Source organism: Candidatus Laterigemmans baculatus (assembly GCF_010367455.1).
Classification (GTDB): domain Bacteria; phylum Planctomycetota; class Planctomycetia; order Pirellulales; family Pirellulaceae; genus Laterigemmans; species Laterigemmans baculatus.
Genome location: NZ_WRPR01000072.1, coordinates 24,734 through 42,133 on the forward strand (window position 1 = coordinate 24,734; position 17,400 = coordinate 42,133).

General features: G+C 63.3%; 15 protein-coding genes and 1 tRNA gene. 11 read left to right on the forward strand and 5 right to left on the reverse strand.

Annotated features, from left to right (window positions below; translation table 11 throughout):
* Positions 1–73 precede the first annotated feature (73 nt).
* Positions 74–307, forward strand: a complete 234-nt coding sequence (locus GNK13_RS14205; protein ID WP_164103215.1) for an addiction module protein — start codon at positions 74–76, stop codon at positions 305–307.
* A 422-nt stretch (positions 308–729) separates the two neighbouring features.
* On the opposite strand, the gene GNK13_RS14210 is transcribed toward GNK13_RS14205, so the two are convergent.
* Positions 730–2,028: a restriction endonuclease subunit S gene (locus tag GNK13_RS14210; protein WP_164103216.1), complete on the reverse strand. Its 1,299-nt coding sequence runs from the start codon at positions 2,026–2,028 to the stop codon at positions 730–732.
* Entirely contained in the window at positions 2,021–4,429 is a 2,409-nt protein-coding gene (locus GNK13_RS14215) for a type I restriction-modification system subunit M (RefSeq protein ID WP_164103217.1), read from the reverse strand. The genes GNK13_RS14210 and GNK13_RS14215 overlap by 8 nt, the downstream gene beginning before the upstream one ends.
* 377 nt (positions 4,430–4,806) lie before the next feature.
* On the opposite strand from GNK13_RS14215, the gene GNK13_RS22090 reads away from it, so the two are divergent.
* From GNK13_RS22090 to GNK13_RS14230, 3 genes are all read left to right on the forward strand, one after another.
* Entirely contained in the window at positions 4,807–5,010 is a 204-nt protein-coding gene (locus tag GNK13_RS22090) for a helix-turn-helix domain-containing protein (protein ID WP_164103218.1), read from the forward strand.
* A 103-nt stretch (positions 5,011–5,113) separates the two neighbouring features.
* Complete coding sequence (locus GNK13_RS14225; protein ID WP_164103219.1) at positions 5,114–5,944, forward strand: hypothetical protein; 831 nt, start codon at positions 5,114–5,116, stop codon at positions 5,942–5,944.
* Positions 5,937–6,188, forward strand: coding sequence for a hypothetical protein (locus tag GNK13_RS14230; RefSeq protein WP_164103220.1), 252 nt, complete (start codon positions 5,937–5,939; stop codon positions 6,186–6,188). The genes GNK13_RS14225 and GNK13_RS14230 overlap by 8 nt, the downstream gene beginning before the upstream one ends.
* Positions 6,189–6,470: 282 nt before the next feature.
* On the opposite strand, the gene GNK13_RS14235 is transcribed toward GNK13_RS14230, so the two are convergent.
* Positions 6,471–7,094: a hypothetical protein gene (locus tag GNK13_RS14235; protein WP_164103221.1), complete on the reverse strand. Its 624-nt coding sequence runs from the start codon at positions 7,092–7,094 to the stop codon at positions 6,471–6,473.
* 821 nt (positions 7,095–7,915) lie between these two features.
* On the opposite strand from GNK13_RS14235, the gene GNK13_RS14240 reads away from it, so the two are divergent.
* A complete protein-coding gene (locus GNK13_RS14240; protein ID WP_164103222.1) occupies positions 7,916–8,167 on the forward strand; it encodes a hypothetical protein in 252 nt (83 codons plus the stop codon).
* Between the two features lie 534 nt (positions 8,168–8,701).
* Here GNK13_RS14240 and GNK13_RS14245 read toward each other — a convergent pair.
* Both GNK13_RS14245 and GNK13_RS14250 read right to left on the reverse strand, forming a co-directional pair.
* Positions 8,702–8,774 (reverse strand) — tRNA-Phe (locus GNK13_RS14245).
* Entirely contained in the window at positions 8,765–8,983 is a 219-nt protein-coding gene (locus GNK13_RS14250; RefSeq protein ID WP_164103223.1) for a hypothetical protein, read from the reverse strand. Before GNK13_RS14250 ends, GNK13_RS14245 begins: the two co-directional genes overlap by 10 nt.
* A 114-nt stretch (positions 8,984–9,097) precedes the next feature.
* Here GNK13_RS14250 and GNK13_RS14255 point away from each other — a divergent pair, with 114 nt between their 5' ends.
* The 6 genes from GNK13_RS14255 to GNK13_RS14280 all read left to right on the forward strand — a co-directional run bounded on the left by GNK13_RS14255 (position 9,098) and on the right by GNK13_RS14280 (position 17,384).
* On the forward strand, positions 9,098–10,897 hold the full coding sequence (locus GNK13_RS14255; RefSeq protein ID WP_164103224.1) for a hypothetical protein: 1,800 nt from the start codon (positions 9,098–9,100) through the stop codon (positions 10,895–10,897).
* Positions 10,897–11,859 carry a hypothetical protein gene (locus GNK13_RS14260; RefSeq protein ID WP_235935164.1) on the forward strand — a complete coding sequence of 321 codons (963 nt, stop codon included), beginning with the start codon at positions 10,897–10,899 and terminating at the stop codon, positions 11,857–11,859. The genes GNK13_RS14255 and GNK13_RS14260 overlap by 1 nt, the downstream gene beginning before the upstream one ends.
* Before the next feature lie 47 nt (positions 11,860–11,906).
* Entirely contained in the window at positions 11,907–12,578 is a 672-nt protein-coding gene (locus GNK13_RS14265; RefSeq protein WP_164103225.1) for a MotA/TolQ/ExbB proton channel family protein, read from the forward strand.
* A gap of 4 nt (positions 12,579–12,582) precedes the next feature.
* On the forward strand, positions 12,583–13,056 hold the full coding sequence (locus GNK13_RS14270; protein ID WP_164103226.1) for an ExbD/TolR family protein: 474 nt from the start codon (positions 12,583–12,585) through the stop codon (positions 13,054–13,056).
* 39 nt (positions 13,057–13,095) lie between these two features.
* Entirely contained in the window at positions 13,096–13,875 is a 780-nt protein-coding gene (locus tag GNK13_RS14275) for a biopolymer transporter ExbD (protein WP_164103227.1), read from the forward strand.
* 71 nt (positions 13,876–13,946) lie between these two features.
* On the forward strand, positions 13,947–17,384 hold the full coding sequence (locus tag GNK13_RS14280; RefSeq protein ID WP_164103228.1) for an outer membrane protein assembly factor BamB family protein: 3,438 nt from the start codon (positions 13,947–13,949) through the stop codon (positions 17,382–17,384).
* The last annotated feature ends 16 nt before the right edge of the window (positions 17,385–17,400 follow it).

Genomic DNA, 17,400 nt, shown 5'->3' on the forward strand with positions numbered 1-17,400 from the left:
CGACTCCCGATCGCCGCACCGCGGTTAGCGACTCTCTGTCCATTCCAGAAGGGCCGGCTGCTACAATCGCGGTATGGAATCACTCGACGACATCATCGCGGCCGCCCAGTCCCTGCCGAGTTCGGATCGCGCGCGGCTGATCGCATTGCTCTGGGACGGCATGGCTCCCGAGGATTGGGATCGGCCCAGCGAGGAATGGATCCGCGAAGCGAACCGCCGCAGCGCGGAGATCGATGCGGGTACGCTGCAGACCGACTCCTGGGAAAACGTCCGCCAGCGGGCCCGTCGCAGGGCGGGCCTGGTGTAGGCAACTCCAGACGCACCAGCCGCGTAGCGGCGACATAAAATAGCCAGGGGCGTGAGCCCCTGGATCCGGTGCAATCCCCGCGCGAAAGCCCCAGCGGGGCGGCATAGCAAACCGCATTGCCTCAATGAATGCCTCTCGGAGCGACGAACGCGTATCGAATCCGGAAACCCGGCCCCGAAATCCAATCTATATCGCCCCTACGGGGCTGGCACGCGTGTTGGCCCCGCGTCCCAGGGCTGACGCCCTGGGCTATTCTCTGTCGCCCCGCTGGGGCTGCGGCTCACGCTTCGGGGTGCGTGCGGAGGACGCCTGTCCCAGGGCGTCGCTCTACGGCTACGCCGCGACGCTCTGCCCTGGGCTGACTTGTGAAAGCCCTCCAGGCCTGGTTCCGCGACGACGCGAGACCCTCTCTCCACCGCCGATCACTGCGCCGTCTCCTGCAGGAGCTCCGTCACCCGGACGCGCCCGGTGAGGAGGTCGTCCATGAGGCCCTGCTTGAGAAGGTGAAGTTTCGCGAGTTTCACGTCCTCCGCTCTAGACCGGTCGGTTGCTGCCCCTAGCCGATCGGCAATTTCATTAGCTTCATGGGCTGGCGGCAATGCGATTGGTACGCGTCGAAGGTCTCTAAGATTGATACCACGAACAGCGACGCCAACTGTATGAGTTTCAATGAAGGACCGGGGGCCCGGCATATTTAGATATTCGCGGACGAAAAGGGGGTTGCATCGCACCAAAGCTACTCGAGCCGTATCTTGAGTGATATTCGCCTGATCGAGTTGGGACGGAACAAATGCCATGCGGCCGACGGTGCCGCGAATTGTGAACAGTAGATCCCCCGGCGCAAGCCGAGACCGTCGATATTCGAGATCAATCGCTGGGCTCGTTAGGAGCAGCTCGTTGAGGTTAATAGCACCTCCCTTAATGTCCTTGACCTTGACCACAGGCACTCCTCCCGGGAATTCTAGCCCCGGCATCAGGATGCCGTACACGATCGGGCGCAGGCGATCGACCAGGTGCTCGAGCTCCTTAACCTCCCACACCTTCGGAATCCTTCCCAGTTCCGAATCCTTGAACTGCTCGGGGTGGCGGTCGGGGTCGCGGAGTTGGCCATTGTCGTCGATGCCGCGGGTGAGCAGGTCGTGCAACAGACCCTGCTTGACCTGCTCCAGCTTGGCGATGATCTGCTCGGTCTTGCGGATTGCCTCGTCGACCGTATCGAGAATCTCCGCAATCAGCCGCTGCTCGGGGAGCGGAGGGAGATTCAAAGGGAACCGCACGATGTCGCGTTGCGAAAGGCTCGCCTGATTTATTGCAGACTTGCACTCGCGTCGGGCATATGCCCTGCCATGATCCGCAGCAAGCACTGCGTGCAAAAACCACGGATTCGCTCTCTCCGGTAACGGCCTCAGCAACATTAGGTTCATGCCGTGAAAGAGCGCGTCCCCGCCCTCGTATATAGCCACCTTGCCCATGTGTGAAATGGAATTAATGTGGCTGTACAGGATGTCGCCAGGCTCCATTTTGTACTGCGAAACGGGTTTCGCTAAATGCCCGACACGCGACCAGTCGATCGTCCCGCTAGCGATAGTCTCGATTCGCGTGACAGGGAAGGCTGTCGTCTCACCCACCTGAGTCGCTGTAGTGCCGTTGCGGATTAGCGAAAGAACATCGCCGAGCTTTGTACGCTCCCATCCTGCAGGTGCATTCTCTCCCTCAGGCATACCCCAGCCCTCCCAAAAACTCCCGCAGCTTGCTCGCCGCCTCGTCCCTCTCCTCCTCAATGCTGGTCAGCGTCACCCGGTACTTGTCCCACCAGTTTTCGAACGCGGCCACCATCTGCTGGCGGTGGTCGGCGACGTAGCGGTCGAGGATCGCGTCGAGATCGCTCCGTAGGATCGCCAGCGCCAGCTCCTGAGCGGCGCCCTCGTCGAGCCCCTCGCGGGCTTCACGGAGCCGCTTGGTGAAGTTGCCTTCTTTGGTCTTCAGCTTCTTCTTCGTCGCCGCCAGCTCCTGCTTCAGCGTTTTGAGCTCCTCGTCACTCAGCGGTTCGTCGCTGCCGCCATCGCCTTCCTCCTCCTCTTCGTCGCTCGCCGCGGTTGCTCCGCGGATCGTCGCGTCGAGCTCGGCCCGCTTCGCTTCCAACTCCGAGAGGTCGGCTAGGTACTCGGGGAGCAGCCGTTTGACCAGCCGGTGCTCGAGCGGGTTGTCCTTGCTCCGCTTATCCTCCATCGCGGTGAGAATGCTCACCTCCCAGGCTTCGACCAGTCCGGTAAACCCGCGGGCGGTAATCGTCTTGAGGTCGTTCTGCACGTCCCCCCACCACGTCGCGATCACGCCGGTGACGCGAAAATGGTCGAGCAGCCCGATCTGCTCCAGCGTCCGCTGGAAGCTGGAGAGCAGCAGCGCCCGGAGGTTCATCAACCGCTGCGTCTCGGGGAGCGCGGCGATCGATTTGCGGTGGTGCGCCCACCAGGTTTCGACCTTCTCGGCCAGCTGGCGTTCTTTGGCCTGAACGCCCGCGTCGGCTTCGATCCGCTGTTTGAGGTCCGCTTTGTCGGCTAGGTCGCCGGCGAAGTCGTAGTAGCCCGCCTCGCGATCGACCAGCAGGTGCTGCGGGTCGAACCCGTGGGCCTCGAACAACGGCCGCCGAGCGTCGACCTCCCGCTGGGGCACACCGCCGAAGAGATGCGCGCGGACGTCGTGTGGCTCCGGCGGCGGGGCGTTGTCGGCGTAGCGGCGGATGTTCAGGTTATCGTCGTTCTCCCGCAGCTCGTCGCGGGTGACGACGCGGGCGAAGCCGTCGATCGTCTCAAAGTTCCGCCAGGCGCTGACGATCTTCTCGATGTGCTCGGGGTACAGATAGTTCTGGGCCCGGCCCTCGTAGTATTCGCGGTCGGCGTTGATGAACAGCACTTTTTGTCGCCGCTCCTTGGGCTTGGCCCCGGGGGCTCGCAGCACCAGCAGGCAAGCCGGGATGCCGGTGCCGTAAAATAGGTTCGAGCCGAGTCCGATTACGGCGTCGAGTAGGTCGTCGTCGAGAATCCCGCTACGGATCTCTTTCTCCGCTCCGCCGCGGAACAGCACGCCGTGGGGCATGACCGTGACCACCATCCCGCCCGGCCGCAGCACCGAGATCATGTGCTGGACGAACATCAGGTCGGCCTTCTTGCCGCTCTCCGGGCAGAAGCCGAACCGGAACCGCTCGGGGAATGGCAGCCCATCGCGGGAGTAGTTCTGCGAAAAGGGCGGATTGGTGAGCACGCGGTCGAACCGCATCAGCTCGCCCCCTTCGGTGTGCATCGGCTCGGCCAGCGTGTCGCCGTTCTGCATATTGGCGTCGGGGATGCCGTGCAGGAGCATGTTCATCTTGCTGATCGCCCACACGCCACCGTTCGATTCTTGGCCGTACAGCCCGAGGTTCCGCGAATTCAGCCGCCGCTCGTCCAAGTATTCCTTGGCCAGCACCAGCATGCCGCCCGAACCCGAGCAGGGGTCGTAGATCCGCTGGCCCTCGTCCGGCTCGGCAATCTGGACCATCATCCGCACCACCGCCCGAGGCGTATAGAACTCGCCGCCCTTCTTACCGGCCGAGTCGGCGAAATCCCGGATCAGGTATTCGTAGGCCGCCCCGAGCAGGTCCGGGTACTCGAAATCCTCGTTCCGCAGCCGGTACTTGGAGAAGTGGGCGATCAGGTCTCGCAGCCGCTTATCGGGGATCTTGGACTGGCCGACCTTGCGGTTGAAGTCAATGTGGGCGAGCACCCCCTCGAGGCTCGTATTCGCCTCCTCCAGGGCCGAGAGAGCCTTGTTCAGCCCATCACCGACGTTGTGGTGCACCTCGTCGCGGAGGTGCCCCCAGCGGGCCTGCTCGGGCACGAAGAAGTGCTCGCCGGCATAGTAGCTGGGGTGATTCGCCCGCTGCTGGGCCTGCTCCGCCGAGCGGCCCCGGTCGAGCTCCTGGGCCACGACCGCCTCGAACCGCTCCTCAAAAACGTCCGAGCAACGCTTCAAAAACAGGACGCCGAAGATGTATTCCTTGAACTCCGAGGCGTCCATCTTCCCGCGAAGAATATCCGCGGCAGCAAACAGGTGGCGTTCCAGCTGGGGCAAAGTCAGGGGCATCGGAGATCCATGGCGACGTCAACCGAGGCGAGCGCCACAATCCAAGGGCCCAACCAGCCCAAAAGCACCCGCCTCGTCAATGAGGGGCCCAGCAGCATAGCCCACCGCCGCCACCCGCAACCAGATCGGCCTCAGACGCAGCGGTCTCGGCTCAGGCTGACGGATCCGAAAAGGCGGACAAACGTCACGCGATGGAACTGGAGGCGGGGGCGTAGGGGAGACGACACGATAAGAGCCGCCGGCCCACTATGCTGTCGCCGGCATCGATTCTCTTCGTGGCAATCCGGTCCAGGGACGGTAGAAGCCTCGGAGCTTTCCCATAGCCCAGCATGTGAAGAACAGTGACTACGGCACAAAAGACTCGGTGGCCCGGCCTGATGGACAAGCCGACGGCGGCTGAGTACCTGTGCATCAGCGAGCGGACCATCACCAAGCTGGTGTCCGGCAAACAGATCCCATCTCGCACAGTAGGACCAAAGCTCATTCGGTTCTGCAAGGAGGAGCTGGACGAGTGGATGCGAGCGCTACCCACCGGCCAGACAGCCAGAGAGAAGGAAGCCAGGCGTCCTAAGACCGGGTGATAAAGAGAATTCGCCCCGTGGTCCGCTGCAGACTGTCGGTCGCCTATGATGATCGCCGGCGGCTTTACGATATGGCCGGTGTTCGTTGACATTCGGAGTTTTCATGAAGACGCTGCGTTCACAGATAGTTGCAACCACAGAGCTCGACCGACACGGAGACACCATTCCTCGGTACGTGCTTGAGCACATGTACAGCCAGATACCAGATCCATGGCTCATGATGGACAATCACGATCCATCACTGCCTGCAATTGCTCGCGGCTACAACAAGCAGTTCGTCCAGCTCGATAATGGGCACTGGGCGATTCGTGCGGATGTCGAGGTTTTCGACGAATCGAAACTCGCCAAGTATGGCGGTTTCAGTATGACGTTTTCGGGGAAACGATATTCGCTGAATCTCAGTCGTGTGGCAGATGTCACCTTGGAATTCAACCCAAGAGTATTCGAGGCAAGAAAGATCCTTGAGATTTGCTCTGCGTCCAACGGCGGCCTACAAGTAGACGCCCTGGAGATACACCAAAAGGGGATGGGAGAGTATGTCGCCCTGGGCCTCTCATTCGGGTCTGCTGCAATACTTTCAGGATTTCTACAAGAAGCCGGCAAGGATAGCTACACTGCCCTCAAGAAGAAAATCCTTGAGTTGGCCAAGGCGCAACGGGACGAGGAAAGTCAGGGATTGAAGTGCCAAATGGCATTCACCTTCGAGCGACACGGAGGACAAACGGAGGTTCTCGTTTCGGTAGATGCTGAAGACCTTGAGTACCTTGAGGCAAAAGGGCTCGACGCCCAGTACGTCATCGAACGAGTGAACGAGGCCGTGGGCCCCTTAGACGTGAGAAAGGTCGTTCTTAAGGCCGTTCGAGATTCGCCGATCGTCTCGGTGACCTACTTCATCGATCGAGACGAGAACCTGCACGAAGCCGAAAATGGATAGTACCATCGCCACGACCGCCTTAACCGACCAGCAGCTCGCCGACGCTCTCCTATCGATCGCACTAGCGATCCCCAGCGATGTTCCACTGAACGTCCTCGCTGCTCACGGGATGCCGCGGGTAATCCTCTGCGACTCCCCGGAGAAAGCAGACGCGGAAATTCTGGAAGCAGCCGCCCAAAGCTTCGGGCCGCTCCTGGCCACTTCGATGGATCACTTCGACCAGTTCAGGCGGTTGGGGCTATGATCTGCACCCCTCCCGGGCGCGATCAAGAGTAGGTCGCCAACGAACTGCGAGCGGCCTACACCATCGCGACCGCCGCGGAAGACGCGGCGTGCCGAGCCGGCGCGTTCGGAGCGGGCAAGAAATCTCCCGCTTTTCTCCGGGCTCTATACTTATCAAATAGTTAGAAAAATGGGCGAGCGTTGCACGCAACCACCCGGTGCTGTCGACCGATAGGAAGCGAGGTGGTGTGGGGAGGGCGGTCAGCAATGGCCGCCCTTACCCGATTTCGGCGGCTGCGCCCACTCAAAGAACCTGTTGCCAAATGTGTGTATAGTTGATGTCCGAGTCTTGCCCAGCAGGCGGATTCAAGAGTCGATCCGCCAAGGTGCCGTGCGCAGCCCAAATTTTGGCAGTATTCAGCATCTCGCTCGTCTGCTCGATCAGCGGGATGAGTTGTGCCTCTGTAAACGGGGCCAAGTATGCCGCGTCCTGACGTGACAATGCCGTTTGCATCGTGCGACCAGCCGCGTGTATCTCGACAACTGCTGCCACGATCGCGTCATTGTTCGCGAGCTGGGTCAGTGCGGTACGCACATTTTGGGCGTGGGTTTGGTGGTCGAAGAGTTGGCCCGCGTGCCCTTGCCTCTCTATTGCTCGCTTTCCCTCTGCCAAAGTGCCGGCAAGCGCAACCTTTGCGAGCGCATTGGCATCTGGGGTAAGTCGCGCGAAGTCTGTTCCACCACCCCAGCCGCAGTGTGCTTGAACGATCCAAGCCCGGCTCAAGCTGTCCCAACCGTTCTCGAATGTGCCGATGAGAGCATGCCCAACCTCGTGGTCAGCCGCTGCCTCGCGATCTCCAATAAGTGCTTCCATGAGTTCCTCTGCTTTCTCGACCGGGCGAGCGTCCACTTCTGTCGCCGAATTCATTTATCATCGGTCGAAACGGCGAGATCGTCGCGCAAGAGGCAATTCTCGCCGGTTCGGATCGCTGTTCTCGCCCCTTGGCGAGATCGTGTCGGCCGGTAATCTCGCCGATTCCTGGAGTCGGGTCCATCACAAAAGGGGCGGGCTGGCTTAGTCCGCTCCGGCTCCCCACGATCGGGCCCCGCGGTCCAGCCTCCCTCGATCGACGCCCCCCGCCGGGAACAATCGCTTGGGCAGGGTTGATCCACGATAGGACCGACGGCCGGTCTCGCCGACGGCTGCGAGGTGACGAGTCCGGAAGCCCGTCTTCGTCGTCTTTCGGGGGGCGTTGTCGCCGTGGCCCTGCGCCAAGCGGCACTGGCACTGGCGTCCCCACGGGCATGAGGCGGAACGTGTGGTACCAGCACAACAAAGGCGATCTTCGGACTCGGTCGGGCGCCCGCATTGCTGCGACTACTCGATCAATCGCCCAGCGGGTGTGTGTCACGGTATTAAGTTTCCGCCCCGCACATCCCCGGGGCATCCTGCCGATCCGACGGACCGACCGGACCAGACGCAACCGCATGGCGCTCGTGCAGCGAGATCCCGTGCTGATCCAGTTGGCGACGAGGACCGGGGAGAACGGACAACCCACCACCGCCCCCGGTCGATCACACCGGCAGGTGGCGGGGGGGGCGCCGCGGGGACTGCTTCCCGGGCTCGCGTCAATTGCTGCTGGCGTATACTCGCATTCTCCGCGGCTAGGTTAGCTCCCGAACGCTAGATTCCCCGATCCGGCTCGCCGTGTTTTCTTTCTCTCGGGGCAACCACGGGGAGGTTGGCCAATGGCCAGCGTGTTCAAGAAGAAGACCACGCGCCCGCTGCCGGAAGGGGCGGAGATCGTCACGCGGAAGGGCGAGCGAATCGCCCGCTGGAAGCTCCGCAACGGCAAGACTCGGACGGCGCCGGTGACAGTCGGGAAGGATGGTACGGAGCGGATTACCACCGAGGCGGCGACGTACACCGCCAAGTACCGCGACGGGGACGACATCGTTCGCGAAGTCGCCACCGGCTGCCGGGACAAGCAAGCGGCCTAGGCCAAGCTGGCGGAACTGGTCGCCCGGACCAAGAAAATCCGCGTCGGGGTCTTCACCGGGGACGAGAGCACGGTTGCTGACCACCAACTGCTGCCGCTCGATACGCACATCGACGCGCACATCGACTACCTGCGGAGCCGAAAGAAGAATGCCGACCGAATCGAGACAACGAAGCGACGCCTGAAGGAATCGGCCAAGGCGTGTGGATTCCGGCGGCTCGCCGACCTTCGCGCAGACACGCTCCGCAAGTACCTCGACGCGCAGACCGCGGCCGGGCGGTCCGTCTCGGTCGTCAACGGCTACGCAGCCGCCTGGACGGCTTTCGGCTACTGGTGCATCGGGAAGCGGATGCACGGCCGGCGGTCAAGCATGAACGGCGACAAGCGGCTGATCGTCAACCCGTTCGCCGGCATCGGCCTGCTCGATCCCAAGTTGGACCGGCGCCGCATCGCTCGGCCGCTGACCGAGCGGTCCAGACACGAAAAAACCCCGGGAGACGCGAAGTCTATCGGGGTTTTTGGATTTCAGGAGGAGTGGTTGGGGCCGGGATTGAACCGGCGACACCTGCATTTTCAGTGCAGTGCTCTACCAACTGAGCTACCCAACCAGCCGCAGCGGCGATTCGTGCCCGGCGAGCGGACGAAGAACCATCGCATGGCAGGAATCGTAGAAGGCAGGGCAGAGGAATGTCAATCGGAGGCTTTGCGGTTTTTCGACCGCACCCCAATTTTCATCGCCCCCGCTCCAGATGTACCGATGGTGCGGATGGCGCCATCGTCGCCCATCGTTGCCTTCCGCTCCGCGAAAGTTGCGCATGTCACGCTTCTTTCGCGGAGCGAAAGGCGACTATTATATTATTGCGTCGGGATGTCTTCCGCTGGGGCGCGGAATGAGACGAGTCGAGGGTATTGCCGGAGCTGAAGCGAACAGATGCGACACCTGCAAGCGGTCCGCGGATCGTTATCCCCCTCGCTGGAAGGATCCACGCCGCTGAGATCTTCGCCACGGGAGCTTTCGCGACGGGAGCTTTCGCCGCTGCCGCGTCATCCGCTGGGTGCAGGGTCGGTCGCGCGGCGAAGGGTGGGGCTGCTCGGTGTTGGCCTCGGTTTGTGGCTGGCTCTGGCCGCCGCCCCGGCACTGGCTTACACGCCGGAGGACCCGGTCGTCCTGCAGATGGTCGAGCGGGGGATCGGTTTTCTCGAGGCCGTGGAGGCTGGAAAGTTCGAAGACGCGGCCCGGACGTACCGTCACGGCGGCGTCATTCTCGCGGCTTACGCGCACCACAAAGTCCGCCAGGACGCGACGAACCCGGTCGTCCAAAAAGGGCTCGAGGCGGCGCTCGAAGAGGCTCGCGAGGCGATGCAGGGCAAGCTCTCGAACAGCTCCAAGGTGACCTACGAGACCTCGGTCGCTCTGCTGCTGATGATGGATGTCGATCCGACGAAGTACGCCAAGGAGATCCAAGCCTTGGGGGACGCCTTGTTCGCGGCCCAAAAATCCCATGGCGGCTTTGGCTATCTCTCGGAGGAGGATGGCGACACTTCGCAGACGCAGTACGTCGTGCTGGCGATGTGGACGATGGACCAGATGAACTTCAAGGTCCCGCCGGAAGTCATGGCTCGGGCGGTCCACTACCTGTTGCGGACGCAGGACCCGACCGGCCAGTGGGGCTACAAAGGGGTCGACTCCGGGAGCATTGGCAAGCTGGTCCCGCAGGACAATCGCAAGGGTCACTCGCTGACGACCGCTGGCGGCGGCAGCGTGTTGATCGGCGGCGATTACTTCGGGCTGTGGCGGAAGACCAAACAGATCAAGAACAACGTCACCGGATTGCCGGCGGCGCTCAAGGAACAGAAGCCGGAAGAAAAGGCTGAAGAGAAGCGGACCGGCCTGTCGGTCCCCGCAGCCGGGCTGATGCAGTTCGTCGGGCGGACCGAAAACTGGCTCACGGCGAACCCCTATCGTCGGACCACCGGCCTCTCGTGGCATTACTACTACCTCTACACGCTCGAGCGGTACGAGAGCTTTTTGGAGATCGCCGCGGGGCGTCAGGAGAAGGAGCCCGACTGGTACAACGCGGGGGTCGAAGCCCTCCAGAGTGCGCAGTCGAAAGATGGCGGCTGGGCTCATCAGGCGTCTGACGCGGCGCACTCCTCGCCTCAGATCGCGACCTCGTTCGCAATCCTGTTCCTGATCCGCAGCACCAAGAAGGCGATCGGGGAGATGAGCGAGGGGATGCTCGCGGGCGGTTACGAATTGCCCAAAGACACCACCGACATTCGGGTCGAAGGGACGCAGATCAAAGGCAAGCCGGTCGCCACGGCGGTGACCGATCTGCTCAGCTTGCTCGAAGACGAAGAGGCGAGCGTCGAGACCGGTTCGATCCCCGAGGATCTGAAGCTGGCCGAGGATCCGGAGGAGCGGAAGCAGCAGCTCGCGCGGCTCGAGCGGCTGGCCCGCGGCAGCGAGTCGTATCAGTCCCGCCGCGTGGCGGTCCGCCTGCTCGCTCAGAGCGATGAATTGAAGGTCGTGCCGACGCTGATCTACGCGCTCAGCGATCCCGACTCGGTCGTCAAACGATACGCCCGCGATGGGCTACGGTTTATCAGCCGCCGCTTCGATGGTTTTGGGACGCCCGACGCCCCCTCGCAGCGAGAGGCCGAGCAGGCCGCCAAGGCGTGGCGGTCGTGGTACAACGAGCTCGACCCTGGCTACGTGTTTCTGGATTGATGTCGATGCCCCAAGCTCCGTCCCCCCCTCGCCCCGCCAAGCCGTCGACTGCTGCGGCGTCCGATCCTGCGCTTCCGGCGGCCGGTCCGAAGCAGGTCGTCCGCCAGGAGCTGAAGGTCTCGCGGTTCGACCAGGTCAGCTCATTCCTGCTGGCCTTCGCGATGTTCATCGGGATCCTGGTCGGATTGCTGTTTCTGCTGTGGGTCACCAGCGGCGGAAAAGTGGTCACCGAGGTGATGCCGCCGATCGCCGAGAACCCGGCGGGTCGCGGCGAGAACGCGGAAGGGTTCGAGCGCGATTTTGAACCGCCGGGAGCCGAGGAGGTCGAGGATCTGCTCGAGCCGACGATGGAGGAGACGCTGACCGCCGTGACCGACGCGGTCAGCACGGTCGCCGCTTCGCTCGATTCGGTCGACTCCAACGCCACGGCGACGACGCAGGGGAGCGGGGCGGGGGACAGCCGCCAAGCGGGTCCGGAAGGGGAAGGGGACGACATCGTTCCCCGCTTTGAACGCTGGAAGCTGAAGTTCGCTGCCAAAAACCTCGTCGCCTACGCCACCCAGCTCGACTACTACGGGATCGAACTGGCGGCGATCGGCGGCCAGATCCAGGGAGTCGACTACGCGAAGAATTTGGCCGCCGCTCCGCAGACGCGGCGTGGCGAGAGCGAGACCGAAAAGCGGCTGTACTTCATGTGGACCGTCGCCGGGCCGCTGATGCAGTACGACCGTCAGTTGCTGCAAAAGGCGGGAATCCCGCTCAACGGTCGGCAGATGCTCAAATTCGTTCCCCCGGAACTCGAAAACCGGCTCGCCGCGGCGGAACTGGAGTATGCTCGCGGGCAGGGTCACCAGAGCGTCACCGAGATCGCCCAGACCGTGTTCGAATCGCAGCCGGCCGACGGCGGTTACACTTTCGTCGTCATCGAACAACGTTACCGCGTGCCCAAGACGCAGAAGTAGGGCGACCGGCGGTACTCCCATTCTCCTCTCCGCATAGGAATTGATGCATGTTGCTCCTGGGGATGTCGGTCTTCGACATCATCGCGAACTCGATCTACTTCGCGCTGGCTGCCGTCGCGATCTGGGGTTTGTTCTGCATCGTCGTCGTCTGGAGTCGCGTCAAACAGAAGCGATTCAAAACCGAGGCTGCTCAGGAAGAATTCCTCGAGCAGATCGAAGGGGCGGTCGCGGCGGGCAAGTTCGATCTCGCCGCCGAAGCCTGCCACGACGATGATCGGGCTCTGCCGCAGATGATCGAGCTGGCGCTGGCGAACCGAGCTCTGGGCTACGCGCGGGTTCGGCAGCTGATCCTCGACCGCTTCCAGCGCGACGTGCTGGCCGACCTCGAGCACCGCTTGAGCTGGGTCAACACGGTCATCAAGAGCGCTCCGATGATCGGGCTGTTCGGGACGGTGTTCGGAATGATGGGGGCGTTCCAGACGCTCGCCTCGGGCGGCGAGGCGATGGACCCCTCGAAGCTGGCCAACGACATCAACATCGCGCTGCGGACGACCGCTTGCGGATTGGCGATCGCCGTGCCGCTGATCCTGCTGATCGCCAGCGTCAATATTCGGATCGAAAAGATGGAAGACTTGGTGGGAGCCGGACTGACGCGGTTCCTCGAAGCCTTCAAAGTCGGTTTGGACCGGACCTCGTCGGCCTACCGCCAGGGGGCTTGAGCCGATGGCTTTCACCGTCTCCACGACCGGCGACTCGGAACCGCCACTGGAACTCGCTGCGAAGAAGCGGGTCGATGACGAGATCGACATCACGCCGATGATCGACATCGTGTTTTTGCTGCTGATCTTCTTCGTCGTCGCTTCCAAAATGGATCCGACGCAGACTGCGGCGGTTCCGGCAGCCACCCATGGAACGTCGGTCTCGAGCAAGGACTCGGCGGTGATCTTCATGCGGCGGGGAGGGGGCGATCAGGCCGAAGTGCTCCGCGGCGACGAGTCGCCGTTTAGCGACGATGAGGAAGCCCAGCGGTCGGAGATCGTCGACTACGTCACCCAGCAGCTCGACCTCGGGAAACAGCAGGTGATGATCCTCGGTGAGAAAGACGTCTCGGTCGGCGAGGTCGCCCGAGTGCAGCGGGTCATCGGCGACGCGTTCGAGAGCCTCGGTTCCACCTACATCGCCGTGAAGGAGGAATGAGTCGCCGCGCCCGATGAAGGACGCGGTCGATCGATGGTGATGAGCATCAAAATTCAATGTCCGAACTGCGGCAAACGGTCCAGCGTCCACCAGCGGATGGTGGGCCGCCAGATGCGGTGCCCCAGCTGCGAAGAGCTGATCCAGATCCCCACCGCCGAGCAGATTGAAGAGGCTCGGCGGCGGAAGCGGGCGGCCGCCGAATCCGCCGCGGCGGGCGTGACACTGCCGCACGGTGGGAATCAGAGCGGCGCTTCGGCAGCCCTCGCCTCGGCCGAAGAAATTCCCTGGGCCGCCGCGATTCCCGTCGCCTCGCAGCCGGCAGGGCAGGGGAGCGAGCTCGAGGGCCGCTCCGACGATTCCGGCTTCGAACCGTTGCCGATCGGTGGCCGAGGCAAGCGGGAAGAGACCGAGATGGACATGACGCCGATGGTCGACGTCACCTTCCTGCTGTTGATCTTCTTCATGGTGACCGCTTCGTTCGCCCTGCAAAAATCGATCGCGATGCCCCGGCAACAGAGCGACGCGCCGAGCAGCCAACCGGTCGAAGAACCGCAGGATGAGTTGGATCAAGTCACGGTGCAGATCGACGAGTTCGGAGCTTTCCTGGTGCTGGCCGCTACTTGGGAACGCGAAGTCGCTGGCAAACCGTCGCTGGTCAGCGCGCTTCGCGAAGCGCAGCCGTCGAGCGGCGGCGGAGCTCGGCTGGTGATCGAATGCCACGAAGCGGCCAAACTCCAGAGCCTGGTCGACGCCATGGATGCCGGGACGATCAGCGGCTACGGGGAGCTGCAAGTGACCCAGGTCGATGGATTCAACTGAGCAATCCCTTAAGCTCCCGCCACCTACTCTTCCAATCTGATTACGCCCCCAAACGTCCTGTTTGAACGCATATGCTGGTTCGCGAATTGATCGACCGCCTGGAAACGGGTGGCCTGCTAGATCAGGAAATCATCGAAGCGCTCCGCCAACAGTTGGAGGAGAGCGGTGCACGCGTCACCCCCGAGGCGGTCGCTAAACTGCTGGTCGACAACGGCCACCTGACCCGCTTCCAAGCCACGAAGCTGATCGGGGAACTGCGGAGTTCCGGGTTCAGCGAGGGGGGCGGCGACGAGCGAGCTGCCGAGGCGGCCTCGAGCCAGGGCGAATTGTCGCTGGCCGACGAAGCAGCGGCTCCCAAAGGCGGCCCCCCCACGGCGATGGTGCTCGATGACGACGAGGCCGACGAGTTGGCGGCCGACGACGCCGAGTTCGCCGAAGCGGCGATCATCGACGAAGAGGCTGGCGACGACGAGCTCGTCGAAGCGGAGCCCTGGGACGAAGGCGAAGAGATCGCCGAAGCCGAAGCAATCGAGGAGGGCGAAGCGGTCGAGGACATGGCCTCGCTCGCCCCGCACCCGGTCGTCCCGGTCGGCGACCGCCGCAAATCGCACAAGAACGTCTGGGATTCGATCTGGATCTACGGCACGGTCGGCGTGATCGCCGTCCTGCTCGCCACCGGTGCCGCGCTTTACTACGTGCTCGACCGGACCAGCTCCGAAGAGTTCATCGCCCGCGCCGATGGGCTCTACAGCCAACAAAACTTTCCTAAAGCCCAAGAGGTCTATCGCGACTTCCTCGATGCCTACGGCGACGTCGACGAGAAGTCCTCGATGGCCAAAGTCCGGATCGGGCTGTCCGACATCTTCATCGCCAAACAATCCGCCTCGGATCCCACCCAGGCCCTCGTCAAAGCACAGGAGATCCTGCCGACGATCGAGAACGAGCCGGCCTTCGAAGACGAACGCACCGACGTGGCTGGCTTGCTGGTCGACATCGGTTCGCAGATCGCCCAAAAAGCCGACTCGCTGACGGTCGCCGACGACAAGCAAGCGACGCTCGGCCAGCTCGACGAGCTGCTCGCCCTGATGCAAAACCCGCTGTATGTCAGCACCAGTTTGCGTCAGACGCTCGGTCCGCGGATCGCAGGAATCGAAGAAACGCGAGCTCGCGTGCAGCGGGACATCAACCGCGACCGCGATTTGGCCGAGGCGATTGCGGCGATCGAATCGGCGCTCAAAGCCCAAGAGACGAAAAAAGCCTACGACGTCCGCACTTCGCTGGTCCGTCGCTACCCACGCCTCCGAGACGATGCGCGGTTGTCCGAACTGGTGCTCGAGGCGAGCCGCATCCAGCAATCGCTCGTCAAGCCGCTCGAGTCGCTCCCGGCGGTCAGCCGCGAGCCGGTTGCCGGAAGCGAATTCCGCTCGGTGCTGCTGGCCAACCGCACCGGGAGCGGTGTTCCGGAGCTGGCCGATCGCGTGGTCTACATTCGGGCCCGCGGTTCGGTGCTGGCGCTGGCCGCCGATGACGGCCGAGTCCTCTGGCGGCGGTTTGTCGGCTACGAAAACGACAACGCTCCACTGCCACTCGGCGAATCGGCCGCCGACGGCGTGCTGTTGAGCGACGGCCGCGACGGCGAGCTGCAGCGGATCGCGGAGAACGAGGTGCAGTGGCGGTCGCAAATTGGCGAACCGTTCACCCAGGCGGTGGTCGACGACGAAACGATCTACACCTCGACCACCTCGGGCCGGCTGCTCGCCCTCGACGCCGAGAGCGGTGAAGCAAAGTGGGGGCGCCAGATCCCGCAACCGCTCGAGGTCAGTCCTGGGAAATCCGATCGTGGCGGGCACCTCTTCCTGCCAGCCGAACACAGCAACCTGTACGTGCTCGAGAGTGGCGACGGCCAGTGCCTGCAGTCGTACTACATCGGCCACGAAGCGGGAACGATCCGCGTCCCCCCGGTTCCCTTGCTCGGACACTTGTTCGTGATCGAGAACGCGGGGAGCGATTATGCACTCGTCCACATCCTTCGCGTTGACGAGCAAACGGGGAAGGTCGAACGAGCGCAAGGCAACTTCCGCTTGACCGGCAACGTCACCGTCTCGCCCGAAGTGCAAGGGCGGCGGCTGATCGTGCTGACCGACCGCGGCCAAGTCGCCGTGTTCGATGTCGAGCCGAGCGCCGAACGGGACAAGGTCTCGCGGGTGGCCGAACAGGTCGCGACCTACGATCGGCCGACCGAGACGCAGATGACCGTGGGCCGCAATCAGATGTGGGTCACCGGGACGCGGATCGGTCGCTTCGAACTGCAGATCAACACCGGCAAAGTCGTCCGCGACTGGGTTCGCCACGAAGGAGACCGGTTCATCGCCAAGCCGATCCTGATGGGTCAAACGCTGATCCACGCTCGACAGCTGCGGGGCACGCAAGGCGTGCGGATCACCGCCTCGCGGCCCGAAGATGCCCAAATGCTTTGGCAGACCGACGTCGGCGTTCCGACGGCGATGATCACGGCCGATCGAGCCACGCAGTCGATCTACGCGATCACCTCGCAGGCGGCGCTCTACCATCTCGACAGCGAAGCTCTGGAAAACGAGACCACAGCCGGTCCGGTCGAAAATCCAGGCGGGGCAGGGGTGGCAATGCGGTTCGAGGATCCGCTCGACGCCGACAACGGCCGCTACATCTTGACCAATCAAGAATCGGCCGAGCAGATCGTCCTCTTCGATCCGGCCCGCTCGAGCGAAAAGCTGCGGTTGGTGACGCTCTCGATGCCCCCGGGCAACTCCGAGGCGGACCCGATCCTGGTCGCCGGCGGGCTGCTGATGCCGCTCGATACCGGCCGAATCGTGCTGATGAACTGGCAGACCGGGATGCCGCTGGGGAGCCCCTTCCAGCCTCCCGCCAAGCCGGGCGAGAAAGTCCGCTGGACGACCCCGGTCACCAGTCCGGCCGATCCCGACCAGGTGCTGATCGGAGACAGCCGCGGGATGCTCTATCGGCTCCGCGCGGGCGAGCAAGTCCGCGAGCTGAGCAGCAAGGAAGTCACGCACCAGTTCGTCGGTCCCGCCGCGGCGATCCAAGGAAGCTGGATGGCCGCGGTCACCGGGGCCGCCGGAGATACGCTGGTCACGTTCAGCACGACCAGTTTGGAGGAGTCGCATCAACGGATGATGGGCGGGCGGATCGTCTTCGGGCCGGTGGCCGTCGGAGATGCCGTGCTGCTGCAGACCGAGGACGGCAAGCTACGGCGGGTCGACCAGGCGGCTGAAGAGATGTGGTCGCTCCAGTTGCCCGGCGGTCAACCGGTCGCGACGCCTCAAATCGTCGATGGCCGCTTGCTGGTCGCCGGTGCCGAAGGCTGGCTCGTGGCGATCGATCCCTCGAGCGGTGAAGAGACCGGGCGAGTCGAAATCGGCCAGCCCCTCTCGGGCAATCCGCTCCCACTCGGTTCGCGTTTACTGGTCCCCGGTTCCGAGGGAATCGTCTTCATCGTCGAGATGCCCTGAGGTCTGAGGAAACCCG

Excerpts from the sequence above, each read along its gene's own strand:
- GNK13_RS14205 (WP_164103215.1), top strand. The coding sequence starts at position 74 with ATGGAATCACTCGACGACATCATCGCGGCCGCCCAGTCCCTGCCGAGT.
- GNK13_RS14210 (WP_164103216.1), bottom strand. The coding sequence starts at position 2,028 with ATGCCTGAGGGAGAGAATGCACCTGCAGGATGGGAGCGTACAAAGCTC.
- GNK13_RS14215 (WP_164103217.1), bottom strand. The coding sequence starts at position 4,429 with ATGCCCCTGACTTTGCCCCAGCTGGAACGCCACCTGTTTGCTGCCGCG.
- GNK13_RS22090 (WP_164103218.1), top strand. The coding sequence starts at position 4,807 with ATGGACAAGCCGACGGCGGCTGAGTACCTGTGCATCAGCGAGCGGACC.
- GNK13_RS14225 (WP_164103219.1), top strand. The coding sequence starts at position 5,114 with ATGAAGACGCTGCGTTCACAGATAGTTGCAACCACAGAGCTCGACCGA.
- GNK13_RS14230 (WP_164103220.1), top strand. The coding sequence starts at position 5,937 with ATGGATAGTACCATCGCCACGACCGCCTTAACCGACCAGCAGCTCGCC.
- GNK13_RS14235 (WP_164103221.1), bottom strand. The coding sequence starts at position 7,094 with ATGAATTCGGCGACAGAAGTGGACGCTCGCCCGGTCGAGAAAGCAGAG.
- GNK13_RS14240 (WP_164103222.1), top strand. The coding sequence starts at position 7,916 with ATGGCCAGCGTGTTCAAGAAGAAGACCACGCGCCCGCTGCCGGAAGGG.
- GNK13_RS14250 (WP_164103223.1), bottom strand. The coding sequence starts at position 8,983 with ATGCGCAACTTTCGCGGAGCGGAAGGCAACGATGGGCGACGATGGCGC.
- GNK13_RS14255 (WP_164103224.1), top strand. The coding sequence starts at position 9,098 with ATGCGACACCTGCAAGCGGTCCGCGGATCGTTATCCCCCTCGCTGGAA.
- GNK13_RS14260 (WP_235935164.1), top strand. The coding sequence starts at position 10,897 with ATGTCGATGCCCCAAGCTCCGTCCCCCCCTCGCCCCGCCAAGCCGTCG.
- GNK13_RS14265 (WP_164103225.1), top strand. The coding sequence starts at position 11,907 with ATGTTGCTCCTGGGGATGTCGGTCTTCGACATCATCGCGAACTCGATC.
- GNK13_RS14270 (WP_164103226.1), top strand. The coding sequence starts at position 12,583 with ATGGCTTTCACCGTCTCCACGACCGGCGACTCGGAACCGCCACTGGAA.
- GNK13_RS14275 (WP_164103227.1), top strand. The coding sequence starts at position 13,096 with ATGAGCATCAAAATTCAATGTCCGAACTGCGGCAAACGGTCCAGCGTC.
- GNK13_RS14280 (WP_164103228.1), top strand. The coding sequence starts at position 13,947 with ATGCTGGTTCGCGAATTGATCGACCGCCTGGAAACGGGTGGCCTGCTA.